We start from the raw sequence: 20,619 nt of genomic DNA, 5'->3' as shown, positions 1-20,619 counted from the left end.
GGACGGACGCTTCGTAGTACAGTCCATGCGCCCCTTTCGGGCGCTTGTGTCCAACGTCGAATTTTTCGTCTCCGAGCAGGGCAACATCCGCGGACCCATGCGGCTGGAGGCGGTCCGTCGCGAGATCGGCGGGGGCACGCTGAAGGACCCGCTCTTCCGTATGGAAGGCTGCAAGCGGTTCCTCCCCGGCGCCGCGTGGGATCCGCTCTCGGACCTCTTCCCGTCGCCGAGCCCGCCCGATGCGCCCGAGGGGACGGTCGCCGAGGCGCTGCCGCGCGACCTCGCCAAGCTCGATCCCCAGGCGCGGGACAAGCTCCTCTGGTTCGTCGAGGATACCGACGGCGTCATGGGCCCCGTGACGGGCGCGTTCGTGGTGCGTGGCCTCATGACCGGCCGCATCCCGATCTCCTCGGGCGTCTCGCTCGTCAGCGTCCCCGGCTGGATTCGCGGCACGGCCGTTTTTCCTGCCGCACTCGAAGGCGCGACCGCGATCCGCAAGCGCCCGATGTCGACGTTCACGTGCCCGTATTGCCTCGAACCGGTCATGGTCGGCAGCACGAGCTGCCTCATGTGCGGCGAGTTCGTGGGCATCGCGAAGCCGCGGCTCGGTCTTTCGCGCGTGGCGGGCCTCGTGGGCCTCGGGTTCGCGATCGTGCTCGCACCGCTCCTCGGAGGCGCGCTCTCCGTGCGCGGGGACGGGCTCCGCGCGGGGGTCGAGATTCCCTCGGCGAACGCCGCGTCTTCGCCGGGCGGATCGGCCTCGCCGGGATCGAGCGCGTCCGCGGCGACGAGCGCAACGAGCGCGCCGGCCGATCCTTCGGCAAACGCACGGGTTGCGCCCGCGCCGGCCGTAGCGAAGCGACTCGAAGGCAAGGTCGCGGCGAAAATCGACGTCGCGGCCGACGCGGAAGCCGCGATCCTCCTGCCACAAGGCCACGTCGCCGTCGCGCGTCGCGCCGCGCTCGACGTCGTCGATCCGAAGAGCGGCGTGGTCATGACGAGCTCGCGCGAGGCGCAATCTGCTCGCGTGATCGAGCGTGTCGGCGGCGCGCTTTATGCGCTCGGCCAGACCCGCATCGGCGCGCTCGAACCCGACACGCTCCGTGTCCTGCGCTGGATCGAGCCTCGCACCCAGCTCCTTCCGGGCGCCGCTGCCGCCGCGGCCGGCCTCGCGATCTTCCCATCGGCCGTCGATCGCAGCGTCCTCGTCGTCGGCACCGAGCACCACGTCGAGATCGCGCGTTTCCGCTTCGGAGGCGCCATTCCGAGCGCCGTCGCGGTCGACGCCGAAGGCACCTGGGCCGTCGCGGGCGTCGCCGATCCACGCCCGCGCGCCTATCCCGACGCGATCGAGGTCTTCGCGCCGCTCACGCCGCCGAGCGCGCAGCTCGTCCGCCGCCTCTCGCTCGGTGATCCCGTCGCGTCCGTCGCCGTCAAGTCGGGGTTTGCCTTCGTCGCGCTCGGCTCCTCGCGTATTGCCCGCGTCCCGCTCGAAGGAAAGGGCCTGCTCGCGCCGCCCGATCTTTCTCGCGACACCTGCACGGATCCCGTGTTCGTCCGGGCCGCCCCTCGCACGCTCGTCGTCGGCTGCCGAGCGGGACGCGCGCTCTCGCTGCATGCGCCGGCCACGCTCACGCAGGACACGCGCCTCGAGCTCGGCAGCCCCGTCACGGCGCTGGAAATCTCGCCTGCCGGGGATCAGGCGCTCGTCGTGACGGGCGCGCCTTCCCCCGCAGTGTACGTCGTCGATCTCGCGACCGGCGAGCCCGTGCGTGTCGAGGTCACCGACGAGGTCACGAGCATCCGATTCGGCAAGGACTCCGGCAGCGCGACGGCGTTTTCCGCCCGTGCGCGCCGCGTGTGGGTGCTCCGGTGAGCAAGACCAAGTGCCCCAAATGCGGATCGCTCACGATCCGGTCGGGCGCGACGAAATGCCCCTCGTGCCGCGCGTGGGTGAGCTCGCCCAAGCTCGCGGGCAGCCGTGTGCAGTTCGGCGCGCTCGGGCTCGTGCTCCTCGCGGCGGGGCTCGGCGGCTTCGGCATGCTCGCCGGCGGCGCGGCCGTCCTCGCCTCGCAAGGCCGCCTCGGCGGCAAACGCCCGCCCGTCACGATTCCTCCGCCTGCGCTCGCCGCCTCGTCCGCGGCGCTGCCCCCGGCGGCCTCCGCGAGCGCTGCGTCCTCGGCCTCGGCCGCCCCGGCCGCGGACACGCCGCCACCTGCGCCCGAGGCGCCCGCCGCGTTTGCCGTGGCCACGACCCTTCGCCTCGACGCGCCGCCCATTGACGTCGCCGTCGCGGACGACGAGGCGATGCTTTTCGTGCTTTGCGAGGACGGCACGCTCCGGGCGCACGCCCTCGATTCCGGCGCCGAGAAGGCCCGCGCGCGCCTCCCGGGCAAGGGCACGGGCCTCCGGCGGCTCCCCGGGGGCCGGCTCGCCGTGCTCGGCGTCTCCACGGGCCTGCCGGTCGTGAACACGGCGTCGTGGCTCTCGGGCGCGGCGCCGGCGGCCCATTCGAAGAAGATCGACGTGAAGGGCGCGCTCGACGTCGCGGCGAGCGGCGATCCCGCCGTCGTCATCGTCGCGAGCGCGCAGGGCAGCCGCGTCGTCCGCCTCGCGGGCCCCGAGCTCGCGGCCGACGGCGAAATCTTCTTCCCGACCCCGATTCGTGGCATCGCGCCCCTTTCGTCTTCGGCCGGCGATCGGCTCCTCGTGCTCCTCGACGGGCGCGCGCCCACCGAGCCGGGCTCCGTGATCGTGCTCGATCCCGCGACAAAACCCTTTGGCGGCGCGCGTGCTGCTTGGACCTCGCTCCTCGAACCACGCGCCTCGGCCGTCCCTCCGGCGGCGTCGTCCGAGCGCGCGCTCCTCTTCGATCGGGCGACGGCGAAGGTCCTCGGGTTTTCCGTGGGGACAGAGCCGCGCCTCGCGCCTGCGGGTCCGCAGCCGATCGCGGCATTCCCGTGGCCCGGGGATCGCGCCGTGGTCATTGGCGCGGCGGGGGAGGCGACGCTCGTGTCCCTCGAACATCGCGAGGTCCTCGCCACGGTCGCGCTCGGCGGGGTTCCTTCTTCGGCCGCGCTTTCGCCGGAGGGCCGGACGATCCTCGTCGCGCTCGGCGGCGGGCCTCGTGGCAAGGGCGCGACCACGGTCGTGCTCGGGGGCGAGCCGCTGCGTATCGTTTCGACGCTGCAAACGGGGGAGGGATCGCACGTGGTATCCGTCGCTCCCACGGGGCGTCTCGCGCTCGTGGCGGCGACGTCGGCGCGCGTCGTGACGGTCTTGCGGCGGCCCTGAGATTGAGGCCGAGGAACGCCGATTTTTTGCGCCCATGAAGCTCGAGATCGGCGAAACTGGCGACGGCGCCCTGCATCGGCGCCTTACCTTGGAGTTGTCCATGACCACGTCCGCGACTTCCCTCCAGAGGAGCAAGCTTCGCTCGCTCGGCTTGGTGTCGATCCTCGCGCTCGCCTCCGCGATGGTCGCGTCCGCGCCCGGGTGTCTCGATCAGCAGGGCAGTAACCCCTCGACCGAGTGCACGACGGGGCAGACCGATCCCACGACGCCCGACGATTGCGTGCGCAAAGAATGCCAGGGCGGGAAGTTCGTCACGGTCGCGAGCGACACGGAGGTCCCGGACGACGCGAATCCCTGCACGCAGGACACCTGCTCGGACGGCGCGCCGCAGCATGCCGCGGTGAATGGCACGATGTGCCAGCTCGGCCAGGGCATGGGCCAGTGTGTGTCCGGGCAATGCGAGATCCCGTGCATGGATACGGCGGATTGCGACGACAAGAACCGGTGCACGACCGACGCGTGTATCGGTAAGGTCTGCATGTTCACGCCGGACAACGACGCGGATCCGGACGACATGAACCCGTGTACGACCGACGCGTGCGCGAGCGGCAAGGAGAGCCACGTACCGGCGAGCGGGGAGCCCTGCGGGACGAACGGCACGTGCAACGACATGGGCGTCTGCATCGGCTGCGGCAGCGACACGGATTGCCCCGTCGACGATTTCTGCAGCGACTGGGCGTGCAAGGACAAGCAATGCGTCGCCACGCCGCTCAATGAAGGGATGCCTCTGCCCACGAGTGATCAGTCGACCGGCGACTGCAAGATCAAGGTCTGCCAGGGCGGGGCCATCGTGATGAACGCCGATACGTCGGATCCGTTCAACGACGGCAATGTCTGCACCGCCGACCAGTGCAACGACATGAATGCCCCGGTGAACCCCGCGCTCCCGGCGCTCTCGCAATGCGCCACGCAGGACAACCCGACGGGGATGGGCAAGTGCGACGGCAACGGCGTTTGCCTCGGGTGCTCGCAGACCTCCGATTGCGGGGGCGGGCCGAACTGGCACACGTGCGACACGACCGTCAACGTCTGCTTCAGCTGCGACGACAACACGAAGAACGGCACCGAGACGGACGTGGACTGCGGCGGTGAGTGCATCGAGCGGTGCGAGCGTGGCCAGATGTGCAACGTGACCAGTGATTGCGCTGGCGAATGCGACGGCGGCCTCTGCGTGGATTGCTCGGACAACACGAAGAACGGCACCGAGGGCGACGTCGATTGCGGCGGCATCTGCAGCCAGAAGTGCTCCAACGGCGACACCTGCAACGTGGGGACGGATTGCGTCAATGGTGTCTGCAAGGGCGGCACGTGCGCCCCTGCCGTATGCGATGATCAGGTCCAGAACGGCGGGGAGACCGATATCGACTGCGGTGGCCCGTGCTCGGATTGCCCGGCGGGCAAGAAGTGCAACGGAAACAACGATTGCATCAACGACTGCGTCAACAATATCTGCAACTGAACCCTCTCCGAAGGCCGAACGATGACCCGCCCCCGCTTTTTATCCGCCCTGCTCGCCACGGCCTTCGTGGCCTCCGCCCTCGTGCAAGCTGCGTCCTGCGCCCTCGAGACCGAAGGCTCGAAGCCCGCGCAGACCACGGAGCCCTGCGAGTCCGCCGCGAACTGCAATGACCAAAGCTCCTGCACCGTCGATACGTGCAGCGACGAGAAGATCTGCGTCTACACGCCGATCGCCGATGGGCCGAACCCGGCCCAGACCGTCGGCGATTGCCAGCGGATCGATTGCTCGGCTGGCAAAGAGGTCACCGTCACCGACAACGCGGACATCCCCGACGACAACGAGCCCTGCACGAACGACGCCTGCACGGCCGGCACCCCGAGCAACGAGCACAAGCCCGACGGCGGCGCGTGCCAGCGCGGCAACGAGACCGGCACGTGCGAGATGGGCGTGTGTCAGATCACGTGCGACGCCGAAAACCCGTGCGACGACGGCAACCCCTGCACGGATGATTTCTGCAACATCGCCACGAGCACGTGCGTCTTCACGAACATCGACGGCCTGCCGACGCCGGGCGCCACGCAGCCCCCGGGCGATTGCAAGCAGAAGATCTGCGTCGCTGGCAAGGACACGGACGTCATCGACGACACGGACGTGCCCGTCGACGTGAATCCCTGCACGGACAACGTCTGCATGAACGGCGCCGCGTCGAACCCGCCCACGTCCTCGGGCACGCCCTGCACGCCCGAGGACACGGACGTGTGCGACGGCGCGGCCAACTGCGTCCAGTGCACCGAGGCCATTCATTGCATCGGCATCATCGCCGAGGACGAGTGCACGAAGGCCGCCTGCATGAACCATACCTGTGTAAAGAGCTACATGGGTACGGACACGCTCGCGAGCCCGGCCCTCCAGACCGCGGGCAATTGCAAGAAGATCGTCTGCGACGGCAATGGCGGGACGACGGAGGTCACGGACGACACCGACAAGCCGAACGACGGCAACGCGTGCACGAACGATAGCTGCTCGGGCGGCAAACCGATGTCCACGCCCATCGCGCAGGGCACGTCCTGCGGCATGGACCAGGTCTGCAATGCGACAGGCAACTGCGTCGGTTGCAACGAAGCGGCCGATTGCCAGGGCACGGACGATTTCTGCAAGAAGCGGACGTGCATCAGCAACACCTGCGGCTTCGAGTACACGGCGAACAACACGGCGCTGCCGAACGGCCAGACCGAGGACGACTGCAAGCGCCTGGTCTGCGACGGCGCGGGCAACGTCGTCACCGTCGCGGATCCCACGGATCCCAAGGTCGACGGCAATGACTGCACGCAGGATACGTGCAACGGCACCACGCCGTCGAACCCGAACCAGCCGGCCGGCGCGGTGTGCAATCAGAACGGCGGCGACGTCTGCAACAGCGCAGGGCAGTGCAAGAAGTCGCCCGGCAAGAGCTGCGCGGCCGGGGCCGATTGCGCGAGCACGTTCTGCAACGACTCCGTCTGCTGCTCGACGAATTGCAACGGCACGTGCCGCGCGTGCAACCTCGCAGGGAGCCTGGGCACGTGCAGCCCCGTCCCGAAGGGGCAGGAAGACGCGCCGTCGTGCACGGGCGCGAGCTCGTGCGACGGCACGAACAACGGCAACTCCGCCTGCAAGAAGGACGACGGGCAAGGGTGCGGCGCCGCGAACGAGTGCGTGAGCAACTTCTGCGTCGACGGCCGGTGCTGCGTGTCCGCATGCAACACGACCTGCCAGGCGTGCAACGTCTCGGGGAGCGAGGGCAATTGCGCCAACATCCCCGCGGGCCAGCCGGACGTCAGCGCGAGCATGACGTGCGACAATGGCAGCGTGTGCAACGGCTCCGGCGTCTGCAAGAAATCCAATGGGACGACCTGCGGCGCAGCCGGCGATTGCCTGAGCAATTTCTGCGTCGACGGCAAGTGCTGCGAGAATGCCTGCACCGGGACGTGCAAGTCGTGCAACATCACGGGCAGCGAGGGGCTCTGCGTCAACATCGCCTCCGGCCAGGAGGACAACAACGCCAGCATGACCTGCACCGGCACGAAGTCCTGTGACGGCAATGGCGGCTGCAAGACGGACAACGGCGCCTCGTGCTCCATGGGCACCGATTGTCTGAGCAATTTCTGCGTCGACAGCGTCTGCTGCAACAACGCCTGCACGGGGACGTGCCAGGCGTGCAACGTGCCCGCCAGCCCCGGTATGTGCTCGAACATCCCGCCGGGCAACGACGACACCTTCCCGGCGAACGCCTGCGTCGGCGCGTCTCAATCGTGCGACGGCATGGGCGAGTGCAAGGGTGAGCTCGGCGCGGCCTGCGTCAACGGCGCGACCGATTGCCTGAGCGGTTTCTGCGCCGACGGCGTCTGCTGCATGAGCGCGTGCAACGATACGTGCATGCAGTGCAACTCGTCGGGTTCCTGCGTGAACATCATGAAGTTCTCGGAGGACAACTCCCCGATGAACACGTGCACGAACGAAAAGAGCTGCGACGGCATGGGCGCGTGCAAGCTCGACAACGGCCAGGGTTGCTCGGCCGACGGCGATTGCGCCAGCAACAATTGCAACATGGGTTCGAACAAGTGCCAGTAGACGGCTCGTGAGAATCGTGCCGCCGCCATGCCGCGTGGCGGCGGCGCCTTCGTTCGACCTTCGATTCCGTAAACGTAAAAAATGATGCCGAACCGCCCCCGTCGCCTTTCCGTCCTCCTCACCACGCTCCTCTCCGCCGCGGTCGTCGCCCAGATCGCCTCCTGTGGGCTCGATACCAACGGGTCCCTACCGCCGGAGGACACCAAGGCCTGCGTCGTCAACGCGAACTGCGACGACCAGAACCCCTGCACGGTCGACGTATGCGGGAATGACGGGACGTGTGTCCTCGTGCCGCTCGAGGACGGGCCATTGCCTGGACAAACCGCCGGCGATTGCCAGCGGATCGATTGCGTGGCGGGCGTCCTCACCACGACGAACGACGACGCCGACATCAAGGACGACGGCGAGAGCTGTACGGGCGACACGTGTGCGATGGGCGCGCCCGTCCATACGCCGGCGCAGAACGGGACGAGTTGCCTCTTCGGGACGGCGCAGGGCACGTGCCAGGGCGGAGCGTGCTCGGTCGAGTGCAGCCCGCAGAACCCGTGCGACGACGGCAATCCTTGCACCGAGGACACCTGCAATGCGGGCACGAGCCTCTGCATGTTCACGGACCTCGACGGCCTGCCGACGCCGGGGTACGTGCCCGTGCCCGGGGATTGCTTGCAGCACATCTGCGTCGCGGGCGAGGACACGGCCGTCGCCGACGATACGGACCTGCCCGTCGACATGAACGCCTGCACGCTCGACGTGTGCACGATGGGCGCGCCGACGAACCCGCCCGTGACCGCGGGCGAGCCCTGCGAGCCGGGGAAAAACGAGGTCTGCGACGGCGCGTCGACGTGCGTCGAGTGCAACGAGCCCGCCGATTGCGTGCTCCTCCCGCCGGACGACGTCTGCCAGAAGCGCACGTGCGACAATCACGTCTGTGGGCAGACGTTCGCGCCGGACGGGACCACGTTCGACAGCCAGACGACCGGCGATTGCATGCGGGTCGTGTGCGACGGCGCGGGCGCGACGAAGGAGATCGTCGACGACACCGACCTGCCGAACGACAACAACGCCTGCACGAAGAACGTCTGCACGAACGGGACGCCGACGTTCCCGAACGAGGCGCTGAATACGGCGTGCGGCGCCGGGCTCTACTGCGACGGCGGCGGGAAATGCGTCGGCTGCAACGAGGCCGCGCAATGCGAGGGCACCGACGATTTCTGCAAGGTCCGCACGTGCATCGACAACCAGTGCGGCGTGAGCTACACGGCCGAGGGTACGGATTTGCCGGACGGGCAGACGGCCCTCGATTGCAAGGTCGTCGAGTGTGACGGCCAGGGCAACATCGTCACGTCGCCCGACACGAACGACAAACCCGTCGACGACAACGAGTGCACGGACGACGTGTGCAGCTCGGCCGGGGTGCCGTCGAACCCGAACCGGCCCGTCAACGCCGCGTGCAACCAGAATGGCGGCACGGTGTGCAACGGCGCGGGCGTGTGCAAGAAGGGCCCCTCGCAGGTCTGCGCCAGCGGCGTCGATTGCCTGAGCGGGTTCTGCGTGGATGGCGTCTGCTGCAACACGACCTGCAGCGGCACGTGCAAGGCGTGCAACGTCCCCGGCAACCTCGGCACGTGCACGAACGTGCCCGCGGCGGCGGAGGACGCGCCCACCTGCACGGGCACGAATGCTTGCGACGGCGCGGGCACGTGCAAGAGGGACAGCGGCCAGTCGTGCACGGGCGCCGTCGATTGCGTCAGCGGTTTCTGCGCGGATGGCGTCTGCTGCAACAGCGCCTGTGATACCGCGTGTTTCGCGTGCAACCTGATGGGCAGTGTCGGCACCTGCGCGCCGCTCGTCTCTGCGGAGGACACGAACCCCACGAACATCTGCGCGGGGAGCCGGTCCTGCGACGCGACGGGCGCCTGCAAGGCGAAGGACGGCGGCGCTTGCGTGGCCTCCGGCGATTGCCTGAGCGGGCATTGCGTGGATGGGGTCTGCTGCAACACGGATTGCACGGACACGTGCAAGTCGTGCAATCTCGCGGGGTCGGCAGGCATCTGCTCGTTCGTCGCGAATGGGCAGGACGACACGGGCACGTGCGCCGGGGCGAACCAGTCCTGCGACGGCGCGGGCGTTTGCAAGAAAATCGCAGGGGAGACGTGCGCCGCGGCCGCGGACTGCCTCAGCGGATTCTGCGCGGACGGCGTCTGCTGCAATACGCCCTGCGGGGACACGTGCCAGGCGTGCTCGGCGGCGAAGACGGGCGGCGTGAACGGCGTCTGCAGCCCGATCCCGCTGGGCGGCAACCCGGACGGGGAGTGCCCCTTCGAGAGCGCTTGTAATGGCGCGATGGGCTGTGCCCTCGCCAACGGCGAGGGCTGCGCGGACAATGGGTCCTGCTTGAGCGGCCATTGCGTGGACGGCGTCTGCTGCGCCACGGCGTGCGGCGGCACCTGCCAGGCATGCAACCTCGTGGGCTCGCAGGGCATCTGCACGTTCGTCCCCGCGGGGCAGGACGATACGGCCACGTGCTCCGGGATGACTCAGTCGTGCGACGGCGCGGGCGGTTGCAAGAAGGAGAACGCGGCGGCGTGTGCGGGCAACGCGGATTGCCTGAGCGGGCATTGCGCGGACGGCGTCTGCTGCGCCACGGCGTGCACGGGCACCTGCTTGGCATGCAACGTCGCGGGCTCGGTCGGCGTCTGCTCGTTCGTCGCGGATGGGCAGGATGATCCGGGCACGTGCACGGGGACGACCGAGTCGTGCGACGGCGCGGGCTCTTGCAAACAAGAGAACGCGTCGGCTTGCAGCGACGGCACGGATTGCCTGAGCGGGCATTGCGTGGACGGCGTCTGCTGCGATACGGCGTGCGCGGGCACGTGCATGGCATGCGACCTCGCGGCCACGCCGGGCGTCTGCTCGCTCGTCGGAAGCGGCCAAAACGACGACACATGCGCCGCGGCCGACGAGGTCTGCGACGGCGCCGGCGCGTGCAAGACCACGCAGGGCAAGCTCTGCGGCGCGGACGCCGAGTGCCTGAGCGGCAATTGCGTGGACGGCGTCTGCTGCGACGACGCCTGCGCGGGCACCTGCGAGGCGTGCTCGGCGGTGAAAAAAGGCAGCGGCGTCGACGGCGTCTGCGGGCCGATCACGCTCGGCACCGACCCGGACATGGAGTGCACGATGCCCGGCACCTGCGACGGCGCGGGCATGTGCATCGGCGAGATCGGCGACACGTGCGCCGACGGCGCGGACTGCGCGAGCGGCCATTGCGCGGACGGCTTCTGCTGCATGGAGGCCTGCGCCGACGATTGCTTCTCCTGCGGCCTCGGCGGCATGGAGGGCCAATGCATGCCGGTCCCGGCGGGCACGACCGACGGGACGTGCGCCGCGGCGGATCTCGAGGTCTGCGACGGCGCAGGCGTGTGCCTCGGGGATACGGGCTTCGCATGCAATGGCAACGAGCAGTGCTTCTCGAACAACTGCGTGAACGACGTGTGCGAGCCGTAAGCGAGGCCAATCGCGGGCGAGGTGTGCGCATGGCAGCGGGACGTCGCGTGGGGGGGCTCCTCTTGACGGCGGTGGTCGTCTGGATGGGCGGATGTTTGGAGCTCGAAGCGAACGGCCCGGGGCCGTGCGAGGAGGGGGCCATCGACCCCACCGATCCCGGCGATTGCATCCGCATGGAATGCAAGGACGGGGCGTACGTCTCGGCGCCGGACGACACCGAGATCCCCGACGACGAAAACCCCTGCACGGAAGACACCTGCGCGGGAGGGATTCCCGCGCACGCGCCGGTCGGCGCGGGGATTTGTCCAAACGCATCCGCGCCGCAGGGGTTCGGGCGATGCCTCGCAGGCGTCTGCGTCCAGTGCCTCGGGACCTTCGACTGCGGGCTCGGCTATACGTGCGACGTGGCTGTGAACCAGTGCTTCGCCTGCGACGACGGCGTGAAGAACGGCACGGAGACGGACATCGATTGCGGCGGCGAATGCATCGCGCGGTGCCAGAGCGGACAGGCGTGCATGGTGACGGCCGATTGCGTCGCCGAATGCAAGGACGGCGTCTGCATGGATTCGTGCTCCAACGGCATCAAGGACGGCGACGAGAGCGACGTCGACTGCGGCGGATCTTGCGCGCAGAGATGCAGCGCCGGCCAAGGTTGCAAAATCGGGGCGGATTGCGACTCGAAGGTATGCATCAACGGCGCGTGCATCGCCCCGACCTGCAACGACGGCGTGCAGAACGGAGCCGAGTCCGACGTCGATTGCGCGGGGAGCTGCGTGAAATGCGCCCCCGGAAAGAAGTGCCTCAAGAATACGGATTGTCTCAGCATGTCGTGCTCCAACGGCACCTGCGGCTGAGCCACGCCCGCCCGTTCGCCTCTCCGTGACCTGAATCACCCTTCCCGGCGGTCCCCTCGCCAAGACGTTGCCCAAGCGCCGCGTTCGTCCTAAGCAGCGGCGAACCTCCCCGATGTCCCTGCGCGCGCGTCCCTCCCGAAGGCCTGCGCTCCTCGCCCTGCTGCTCGCTCTCCCGGGCTGCGGCAACGTCGAGGATCCGCCGGGGCGCGTCCTCGATCGGGCCCTGCCCGGCACGACGCTGAAGCGCCCCGACAAGCCCGAAAGCACCGTCGCCGCGGACAAACGCACCGAGGAGGAGACCGAGCCGGGTCACGGCGCGAAGATCGGCAGCATCGCGATGCGGACCTGGATCTACGTCGCGCCCGACGATCGCTCGACGAAGCTCGGCTACCTGCGCGCCGGCGCCGTCGTCGAGCGCGCCGAAAAGTCCGCCGGCACCAAGCGCTGCGAAGGCGGCTGGTACCGGATCGTGCCGCGCGGCTACGTGTGCGTGGGCAAAGGCGCGACGCTCTCGCTCGACCACCAGGTCATCCAGGCCGCCCTGCGCGGACCCGACCGCGCCGCCACGTTGCCCTACGCCTACGTGATGTCGCGCTCCCCCGCGCCGCATCTCTACTTCCGTCTGCCGACCGACAAGGATCAGCGCCGCGTCGAAGGGCCCACCGTGCGCGAGCACATCCGCCTCGCGATCACGCCGAACGTCCCGCTCGACACCGTGCCCACCTTCCTCGCCGAAGGCCGTGATCTCCCGAAGCCCTACGGCGCCGTCGAGCCGCTCCGCTACACCGTGCACGCCGGCCGCGCGAAGGAGGAGTCGGCCTTCGGGCTCGTCACGGCCTTCGAGTGGACGGAACGGAAGTTCGGCCTCACGACCGAGCTCGATCTCATCCCGCTCGATCGCACGAAGCCCGCGAAGATCAGCGCGCACCACGGCGTGGTCGTGGACAAACCCGGCGTGCCCGGCATCGTCATCTCCCACGGCGCGACGAAGCTCGTGGAAGGCGCGGACGGTCGGATGCACGAGAGCGGCATCGCGCCCTGGCGATCCGGCTGGATCCTGACGGGCAAAACGAAGGGCGGCGAGCGCGGGCTGTGGGAGACGACCGAGGGGTTCTGGCTGCCCGCCGAGACGATGCTGATCGCGACGCCGCGCGAGGATCCGGTCGGGCACGCGCGCGCGGGCAAGAAGTGGATCGACGTCTCCATCAAGAAGCAGTTCCTCGTGGCGTACGAGGGGACGCGGCCGGTGTTCGCGACGCTCGTGTCCACGGGGCGCGGCGGGATGAGTGATCCCGAGAAGACGACGGCCACCGTGCGCGGAGTGTTTTACGTGCACGCGAAGCACGTCTCCGGGACGATGGACGGCGAGGAGGGGTCGGACTCGTTCGACCTACGCGACGTGCCCTACATCCAGTACTTTCACGAGGGCTACGCGTTGCACGGCGCGTACTGGCACGACGAGTTCGGCAAGCCGCGCAGCCACGGCTGCGTGAACCTCGCCCCCGCCGACGCCAAATGGCTCTTCGACTGGACCGATCCAGTCGTCCCCCCCGAATGGCACGGCGCCGTCAACCTCGAAGGTGGGACGCTCGTCTGGACCCACGGCGGTTGAGAGCGGAGCGGAGCGGGGCGTGGCCCCGCACCCCAGCAGGGGGCTGTCCGCCCCCTGCACCCCGGACCAGGCACGGCCTGGACCGAGGGCGGAAGAACTGCGCGATGCGCAGTTCTTCCGACGGGGCCGGTGGCAAGACCACGAGCGGCGTTGCCTATCGAGATAGCAGCGCTGCCCTGCGTGCTGGCGACGTCTTCCCTGTCGACAGCGCGCATCGCGCGCTGTCGCCACGGGTCCAGCGCTTGCGCTGGTCCGGGTGCAGGGGCGGATAGCCCCTGCTCGGGTCCGGGGTGAAACCCCGGCGCTACGGGTCCTAGAACGTAAACCGCGCCGACGCGCCGAACGGGCCGAGGGAGACGACGGCGGCGGGCTCGCGGGAACGTTCGACCTGTCCGAGGACGAACACCGGGATGCCCGCGACGAACATGGCGCCGCCGATGCCCATGAGCACGGTCGGGAAGATCCAGGACGACTTCGCGCAGGGGACACATGCGGCGCGATCGGCGTTTTCGTTCGCGACGTAGATCCCCGCGCCGAGACCGGTGACGACCGCTCCGCTCACCATCAAGGCGATGCCGGAGGTGATCTTCGTGCGGCCCGGGTTCGGCGGGGGTTCGAGCGCGCTCGCGTCGCGGGAAGGGAGCGACGCGAGCACGAACCCGAGCGCCGCGGCGAGGGCCACGCGACGTGCGCGCGGGCTCGCCTCCGCCGAACGGCGGTTTGGGGCGCTCGGGACGCGAGGGCGTCTCACTTACAAGCGGCGGGCGCGCCGGCGCCCTTCAGCATGTTGCGGACCGCGGTGAGCGCCTGCCGCCCCTCGGGCGAGTTGACGAGGCCGTCACACATGCCGGCGGCGGCCAGGTAGCTGGCCTTCTGATCGAGCGGCGCCGAGTTCGCGTTCTGACGGAGGGCGGCGCAGCAGGCGCGGATGCCCGTCGAATCGCCCGTGCCGACGACCTTCTTGCCCGCGTCCGCGTCCTCGCCGGCGTCCGAGGCGTCCGAGCCTGCGTCCTCCTCGACCACGAGCGGCGTCGGCGTCGGGGCCGGCGTCGGCGTCGGGGCCGGGGCGGCCGACTGCACGGGCGGCGGGGTTTCTTCTTCCTTGTTGCCGCAGCCATTGGCCACGACGAGCAGAGCGAAGGGCAGTACGGCAGCGCAGAGGGCGGTGATGTAACGCGAGTGGTTCATGATGGTACCTGGAAGTATCCCGGTCGCTCGGACCTGGCGAACTTTTGTGGCGTCCGTCCGCCAAGCGATGTTTGGACGAAACACCAAGAGACCGCAAGAGGCAGGTGAGTCTCGAACGTGCCCGACGTCCCAGCGTCGTGGACGATCTGTCACGATGCACAGGGTGGCGGGGGCGTGGGGGCGCACGTGCGGGCCAAAGTCAAGGGCACGTGCAAGGGAAGGGGGGAGGTAGGGAAGGCCGCTCGGGGGCGGCGAGCTTACCGTCGTGCGCGCGTCGAGCTGGTTCATCTCCGTCGCGGGACCACCAACGAGCGGCCAAGAGGGCGAGCACCAGCGCATCCGCGGGTCGTGTGCTCGTGTCAGCGTGTCGAGCGGTTCCCGACACCTCGACAAACTCAGCCGTCTCCCATGCGTCCTCTCTCTTGGCTCGTTGGTGGATTGGTTGCCTTTGCGTTGCTCGCTGGTTGCGGCTTCGAAGACGAATGCGAGGCGTAGGTTCCGCGAGGCTGACCGGGTCGCGAAGTGCACGCAAAGCTGCCAACCTCTTGATGCGCGGACGCCGCGCCTGGAAAGCGTCCTGGTTTCCGGGACCGTTACATTCGAGAGGCAAGATAACTCGAAGAAGTGACACGACGGACGACGAACCATCGGCAGCGCCTTTGCGCGGCGATCGCGGCCCTCCTGGCCGGATGCGGGACCGATACGGGGCCGGGTGGGGCGGTCGAGGCTCCCGTGGGCGCGGCGATCGCGCCGCTGGTCGGGGTGCAGCAGGCGAAGCTCGTTGCGAGCAATGGGAAAGCAAACGACTTCTTCGGCAATAAAGTGGTGCTGTCAGGGGACACGGCGCTCGTGGGGGCGTCGGCGGACAGCGTCGCAGGAGGGGCCTCCTAATCACGGCTGCGGCTGCCGCGTGGGCTCGTCCACCCCGGGCAGTGGGCAAGCCTCGCTCGGCCTCCTTGCGCTCGGCTTGCTCGCCCTGCGGCGCCGCACCTCGAAGGGCTCCCGGATCCGTTCAAATCCGTAGGCAGTTTCAGCCATTTGCGCGAAGGGGATCGACAAGCCTTCGCTGACGTACACGTCTGGCAACGCCGTCCCTGGTCTTGCCACCGGCCTGGTGGAAGAACTGCGCACCGCGCAGTTCTTCCACAAAAGGTCCAGCGCTTGCGCTGGTTCGGGTCGAGGGGCGAACAGCCCCCGCGGGGTCCGGGGCGGCGCCCCGGCGCGGCGGCTTACGATGAGACCCATGCTCAGCCCCGGGCCAGATCGTTCATGACACTCGACCGGATGTGCCAGTAATACGGTCGCATGTTCGATCCTGCTCGCTTGCTCGCGTTGAACGCGGGCGCTCAGATTGTGTTTTCCTCGCTTCTTGGCTGGTCGATGGTCGTTGCGCGGCAACCGTGGATGCACGAGCGCGCGCGCGTCCTGCGTCACAAGGCGATGACTGCTGCACACCTCGACTGGCTGATGCTTGCGTTCATGCAGGCTGTGGCCGCGTTCTTGCTCGATCGCTGGCCGGTGTCGAATGGCGGTACGACGGTTGCGGTCTTGCTCGTGTATGGAGGCTGGGTGAACCCGACGGCGTATGTGTTCCGCGCGCTTGGTGTCGACGCATTTGCCTTTGCTGGGGGTCTTGGCCAGCGTGCTGCATCTGCCTTCGCGGGGACGAGCTCCGTCGCGATCCTTGCTGGCTGGATTGTGCTGCTCGTTGCGCAGTTCACGAGGCCGTGACAGCCCCGAGTGTCCGATGATGCATCTGGCTGTCGGCCCTACTTGGCGCCGTCGCCAGGTAAGGCCGCCGTGGCAGGGGTTGCCGACGTCACCCCGAGCACGTCGATTGCCATTGACGCCAGGATCTCACTGGTCGTGACGATGGCGCTCGCGTAGTTGGGGAGGTTCACGTCGAGCGCGGCGTGCATGGCGTCGTCGGAGTAGTCTGCCGTGGCGTCGCGCACCATCGTCACGGCGTAGCCGAGCTCTACGGCGTAGCGGACCGTCGATTCGACACAGGTGTGTGCGATGAGTCCGATCACGATGAGCTGTTGGATGCCGTGGCGTTTGAGCAGGAGATCCAGGTCGGTGTTCGCGAATCCGCTCGAGCACCAGTGCTCCTGTGCGACGACGTCGCCCGGTTGCGGGGCGAGCTCGGGGCGAATCTCCCCGCCCCATGTACCGGCCTCGAATGTCCGCCGCGTCTGCGCTGCCCGCTGAATTGGCGCGATGTGGTTCCAGCTCTCGTAGTCGCCGGGACGGTAGCGATGGTGTAGTGCGTAGAAGACGCGAATGCCTGCCGACCTCGCGGCGGTGAGCACTGCGAGCATGTGCGGTACGCACTGGTTTGCGTCGGCGACGCCTTTGAGACGATCCCAGACCTTGCCACCCTCGGATATGAAGTCGTTGTACGGGTCGATCACCAGGAGGCCCGTGACGTCCTTGTCGAACGTGAGTTTGTGCATGGTCGTCTCCCTTGTGCGCGCAGGACGATGAAACCAAGGTTTCTGCCTCCTCGGCGCGTAGCATGCTTCCCGTGCGGCGCCAACCGCATCGGTTCCGCTCCATTCGGAGATCCGGTTTAGCAATCGTTTGCCGGGAAACGAGGCGGACGTCAGCGGCGGGTCGTATTGCGCGACGTAGAAACCGCGGGGGAGATGGTTCCGGGGGCGTTGCGAGGGGGCGGAGGCGGGATCGGCGTCGGCGCCGCGCAGCAGGAAACGGACGGATGCCTCCACCGGTTTGTATCGATCGGGATGCGGTGGTGGGCTGCGTTGCGAGGAAGAGGAACGAGCAAGGAATAGAATGAAGGTGTGTTGTGCTGGCATGGAGACGATTTCGAATGCGTGCTGGCACGCGAGGCGGTGACGCGTCGACGGGCGTGGTGTCGTCCAATGGGATGGCATCATTTCACATCGGCGCTCTCCCGGCGCCTGGATTACTTCTTTTTGCTTTGGGATGATATCCTCCACGACGGCCCGCATCGAATGAAAATGATTTGAGTTGCTTGACAATTCGCGACGGATCCCGTTTTATAAATGCGGCATATCGATCGCGATTTCACCGTCTCGGCTGGGGGGAACGGCTTCATACCGTCCAGCGTCCGCGCGCCACCTTCGGTGGTCGGCGTCGGCATAGGAGAGGTCACGATGAGCGAGATATTGCGGTTTGTGATGATTCGCCCCCCGCAGCGGGGCCTTCCGTCCTTCAAGCGTCGCGTGGTTGGACCCACGCCGTCCACATTCTTTCTGGCGCTCGTGAGCGCCCGAGCGACGTCGCAACCTCGGGAGGCGATGGTGGTGGCCGCGAATGCGTTCATGCAAACGGCCGATTTCATCGATTCCCCGACGAAGCTCACGCTGGCTGCCGGCCTCGATTCGCTGAGGACCGCCCTCTTGGCCGAGGATTCGACGGATCTCGACGATCTCGACGCGATCGTCACGACCATCCTTGGCCAGCCGTCCCTCACCATCCGAAGCACGACAGACTATAGCCGCGCGTTCAGCACGCTGTCCGATAGCATCCTCGCGCTGACGGTCACCCAGACGGATGCGGTGCTCCTCGCGACCCTCTCGGACCGTTTCCGCACCGTCGATTTCCTGGACCGGCTGGCCAGTCGACAGGATGTGCTGGAAATCCCCGGCGCCGTCGCCGGCGTCCTCACCGAGATGACGCTGGTCATCCCTTACCCGGTGTATCCGCTGCCGCCGGAGGCCTCTTCGGGCACCACGACGGGCGGCGAGGAGCCGCCGGACAATCAGGAGGAGCTCGACGACCTTCAGCGGGAGGCGACCGCTCTTGCCGATACGGTGGAGCACTTGCTCGATTTCTCCGCGGAGGACTACGCTCCCGCCACGACCTCGACCTCGGGCGGGACGACGGGCACGTCGACCAATGAGACGCAGGGACTCCTCCTGAAGCGAGCGGTCATCGATGAGCTTCCGCCGGCAGTCGCGGACGTGCTCGCGGAGCAGAGAATCGACCTGAACCTGACCACCGTCGCGGCGGCCGTGTCCCGCCTGGAGACGCAGGAGCGCAAGGTTCGTCTGCGCCTTCGTCAGCTCACGCCTACGAAGGCCCTTCAAAAGCGAGTCCGTGTGGGCCGATCCCTCATGTCTGCACATTCGGTCCTCCCGGCGGGTTTGCAGGACGTGAAGGCGGCCGGGCCGGAGAAGAACATGGCAGGGCAGGTCAAGCCCGTCGGCCTCGGGAACCTGCTGCGGATCAAGATGCAGATCAAGCGGTACGAGGGAGGCGAGCTCGCCCATATCGAGAACGTCTTGAAGGGCGAATTCAAGGAGCGGGCGACACGACGCCTCCGCCGGACGGAGGACACCGTGGTCACCGCGGAAGAGACCACCCGCGAGGAGGAGCGCGATCTTCAAACGACCGACCGCTTCGAGCTGCAACTGGAAGCCTCCAAGACCGTGCAGGAGGACAAGGAGTTCGAGGCCGGCGCCTCCGTCTCGGCCTCGTACGGCCCCTTCTTCAAGGTGGACGCGAACGTCGGTTATTCGACCAATACATCAAAGAACGAGGCCGAGAAGCGGGCGGTGAGCGTGGCCCAGGACGTCACGGAGCGAACGGTCGCTCGCATCTCGGAGCGCGTTCGACGCGAGCGCACGACGCGGACCATCGAAGAGTACGAGGAGTCGAACAAGCACGGGTTCGACAACAAGGCCGGGACGCAGCACGTCGTGGGCGTGTACCAGTGGGTCGACAAGGTCTACGAGGCCCAGATCTTCGATTACGGCCTCAGGGAGTTCTTCGATTTCGTCGTGCCGGAGCCCGCCGCGTTCCTGCTGCGGGGCCTGAAGGCCGCGCACGCGGAGGATCTCGAGGAGCCCGAGGAGTTCAACCTGTCTCCGAGCGCCCTCACGCCCACGAATTACGACGATTACGTGCGGAAGTATCGAGTCCCTGGCGTCGAGGCGCCGCCGGAGCGCGTGAAGTCCGTATCTCTCTCCTGGTCGGGACAATCCGAGGGCTTCGTGTACTCCCTCGTCAAGAGCGATGACGAGGTGAAGATGCCCTCGGGCTACTACCCGTGGTGGGTCCGTATGAACTGGGATTACAGCACGTGGCGCAAGCAGGACAACCCCCTCTACACGCAGGGGCTGCCCATCGATGACCCCAAAAATATCGACATCGAGCCCAACTACATTCCACTCCCAACGTTCCTCGTCGGCGGCAGGACGTTTGGCTTGATCGATGCTGGGGAGGCGTCCTACCCGATGTTCGACGGCCGGGACTCCCTTTCCCTGGCCGTCTCGCTCCCGTTCGGACGGCACTTCGCGCTGACGCTCGATGTCATGTGCAGGCCTGACAAGCGAATGTGGGAGAACTGGCGGCTGAAGACGCACGAGGCGATCTCCCAGGCCTACCTCAAGCAGAAGGCCGAATACGAGGCGAAGCTCTCCGAGGCCGCCGCGCAGGCGGGCGTGGAGATCGTCGGGCGGAGCCCCCTCGAGAATCGCTTGATCGAACGCGCGGAGCTCAAGAGGCAATGCATCGCGCTCGTGAGGGGCCGAAACTTCCAGGGCTTCGACGCCGTCCTCGACGGAGGTGCAGGGATCGATTTCAGCACCGTGCACTACCAGGCCGCCCACATCCGGTTCTTCGAGCAGGCCTTCGAATGGGAGAACATGACCTACGTGTTCTACCCGTATTACTGGGGCCGCAAGAGCTTGTGGCAGGAGCGGGTGGCCCTTCAGGACGTCGACCCGCAGCACGCCGAGTTCCTCAAGGCGGGCGCGGCTCGGGTCGTGGTCCCCGTGCGCCCGGGCTTCGAGAAGGCGCTCGCGCATTACCGGAACACCGGGAAGGTGTGGGAGGGCGGCGAGCCGCCGATGATCGGGGACGAGGATTACGTCGAGATCCTCGACGAGCTCAAGGAGCGGGCCAAGGCGCCCGGTGAGGAGAAGCCTTTCGGGGATCCGTGGGAGGTTCGTCTCCCCACGACGCTCGTCCGTCTCCGGGCAGGGGATTCGCTGCCCGTCTGGACGAAGGATCCGCAGGGGAACTGGCTGCCGGACGACGGCGAGTAG

At 67.8% G+C, this 20,619-nt stretch carries 13 protein-coding genes; 10 read left to right on the top strand and 3 right to left on the bottom strand.

Translation table 11 applies throughout. The features are described 5' to 3' along the window. The first annotated feature begins 46 nt into the window (after positions 1-46). The 7 genes from QHF84_RS05805 to QHF84_RS05775 all read left to right on the top strand — a co-directional run bounded on the left by QHF84_RS05805 (position 47) and on the right by QHF84_RS05775 (position 13,393). Entirely contained in the window at positions 47-1,876 is a 1,830-nt protein-coding gene (locus tag QHF84_RS05805; RefSeq protein ID WP_281312169.1) for a hypothetical protein, read from the top strand. Next, positions 1,873-3,294 carry a zinc ribbon domain-containing protein gene (locus QHF84_RS05800; protein WP_281312168.1) on the top strand — a complete coding sequence of 474 codons (1,422 nt, stop codon included), beginning with the start codon at positions 1,873-1,875 and terminating at the stop codon, positions 3,292-3,294. The genes QHF84_RS05805 and QHF84_RS05800 overlap by 4 nt, the downstream gene beginning before the upstream one ends. A 100-nt stretch (positions 3,295-3,394) precedes the next feature. Further along, the gene (locus QHF84_RS05795; RefSeq protein WP_281312167.1) at positions 3,395-4,813 is read left to right on the top strand and encodes a hypothetical protein; all 1,419 of its coding nucleotides are present in this window, start codon (positions 3,395-3,397) and stop codon (positions 4,811-4,813) included. Positions 4,814-4,834: 21 nt separating this feature from the next. Next, positions 4,835-7,423 (top strand): hypothetical protein, encoded by a 2,589-nt coding sequence (locus QHF84_RS05790; RefSeq protein WP_281312166.1) that lies wholly within the window; start codon positions 4,835-4,837, stop codon positions 7,421-7,423. An 81-nt stretch (positions 7,424-7,504) separates the two neighbouring features. Then, a complete protein-coding gene (locus QHF84_RS05785) occupies positions 7,505-10,927 on the top strand; it encodes a hypothetical protein (protein ID WP_281312165.1) in 3,423 nt (1,140 codons plus the stop codon). Between the two features lie 29 nt (positions 10,928-10,956). Then, on the top strand, positions 10,957-11,781 hold the full coding sequence (locus QHF84_RS05780) for a hypothetical protein (protein ID WP_281312164.1): 825 nt from the start codon (positions 10,957-10,959) through the stop codon (positions 11,779-11,781). A 112-nt stretch (positions 11,782-11,893) separates the two neighbouring features. Further along, positions 11,894-13,393, top strand: coding sequence for a L,D-transpeptidase (locus QHF84_RS05775; protein ID WP_281312163.1), 1,500 nt, complete (start codon positions 11,894-11,896; stop codon positions 13,391-13,393). 313 nt (positions 13,394-13,706) lie between these two features. Here the strand turns inward: QHF84_RS05775 and QHF84_RS05770 are convergent, their stop codons facing one another. Together QHF84_RS05770 and QHF84_RS05765 are read right to left on the bottom strand one after the other, a co-directional pair. Continuing rightward, entirely contained in the window at positions 13,707-14,075 is a 369-nt protein-coding gene (locus tag QHF84_RS05770) for a hypothetical protein (RefSeq protein WP_281312162.1), read from the bottom strand. Positions 14,076-14,140: 65 nt separating this feature from the next. Next, on the bottom strand, positions 14,141-14,581 hold the full coding sequence (locus tag QHF84_RS05765) for an acyltransferase (protein WP_281312161.1): 441 nt from the start codon (positions 14,579-14,581) through the stop codon (positions 14,141-14,143). A 624-nt stretch (positions 14,582-15,205) separates the two neighbouring features. Here QHF84_RS05765 and QHF84_RS05760 point away from each other — a divergent pair. Both QHF84_RS05760 and QHF84_RS05755 read left to right on the top strand, forming a co-directional pair. Further along, on the top strand, positions 15,206-15,472 hold the full coding sequence (locus QHF84_RS05760; protein ID WP_281312160.1) for an FG-GAP repeat protein: 267 nt from the start codon (positions 15,206-15,208) through the stop codon (positions 15,470-15,472). A gap of 414 nt (positions 15,473-15,886) precedes the next feature. Beyond that, positions 15,887-16,312 carry a hypothetical protein gene (locus tag QHF84_RS05755; RefSeq protein ID WP_281312159.1) on the top strand — a complete coding sequence of 142 codons (426 nt, stop codon included), beginning with the start codon at positions 15,887-15,889 and terminating at the stop codon, positions 16,310-16,312. Between the two features lie 38 nt (positions 16,313-16,350). On the opposite strand, the gene QHF84_RS05750 is transcribed toward QHF84_RS05755, so the two are convergent. Continuing rightward, entirely contained in the window at positions 16,351-17,037 is a 687-nt protein-coding gene (locus tag QHF84_RS05750) for an isochorismatase family cysteine hydrolase (protein WP_281312158.1), read from the bottom strand. 684 nt (positions 17,038-17,721) lie between these two features. On the opposite strand from QHF84_RS05750, the gene QHF84_RS05745 reads away from it, so the two are divergent. Beyond that, positions 17,722-20,619, top strand: a complete 2,898-nt coding sequence (locus tag QHF84_RS05745) for a hypothetical protein (RefSeq protein ID WP_281312157.1) — start codon at positions 17,722-17,724, stop codon at positions 20,617-20,619.

The sequence above is a fragment of the Polyangium sp. y55x31 genome, assembly GCF_029946505.1.
GTDB lineage: Bacteria > Myxococcota_A > Polyangia > Polyangiales > Polyangiaceae > Polyangium.
The sequence above is the reverse complement of the archived record's forward strand: the minus strand, read 5'-3'. Positions and strand labels throughout refer to the sequence as shown.

Coding starts and splice junctions, on each gene's coding strand:
- QHF84_RS05755 (WP_281312159.1), top strand. CDS start 15,887: ATGTTCGATCCTGCTCGCTTGCTCGCGTTGAACGCGGGCGCTCAGATT.
- QHF84_RS05765 (WP_281312161.1), bottom strand. CDS start 14,581: ATGAACCACTCGCGTTACATCACCGCCCTCTGCGCTGCCGTACTGCCC.
- QHF84_RS05780 (WP_281312164.1), top strand. CDS start 10,957: ATGGCAGCGGGACGTCGCGTGGGGGGGCTCCTCTTGACGGCGGTGGTC.
- QHF84_RS05795 (WP_281312167.1), top strand. CDS start 3,395: ATGACCACGTCCGCGACTTCCCTCCAGAGGAGCAAGCTTCGCTCGCTC.
- QHF84_RS05745 (WP_281312157.1), top strand. CDS start 17,722: ATGAGCGAGATATTGCGGTTTGTGATGATTCGCCCCCCGCAGCGGGGC.
- QHF84_RS05775 (WP_281312163.1), top strand. CDS start 11,894: ATGTCCCTGCGCGCGCGTCCCTCCCGAAGGCCTGCGCTCCTCGCCCTG.
- QHF84_RS05750 (WP_281312158.1), bottom strand. CDS start 17,037: ATGCACAAACTCACGTTCGACAAGGACGTCACGGGCCTCCTGGTGATC.
- QHF84_RS05790 (WP_281312166.1), top strand. CDS start 4,835: ATGACCCGCCCCCGCTTTTTATCCGCCCTGCTCGCCACGGCCTTCGTG.
- QHF84_RS05785 (WP_281312165.1), top strand. CDS start 7,505: ATGATGCCGAACCGCCCCCGTCGCCTTTCCGTCCTCCTCACCACGCTC.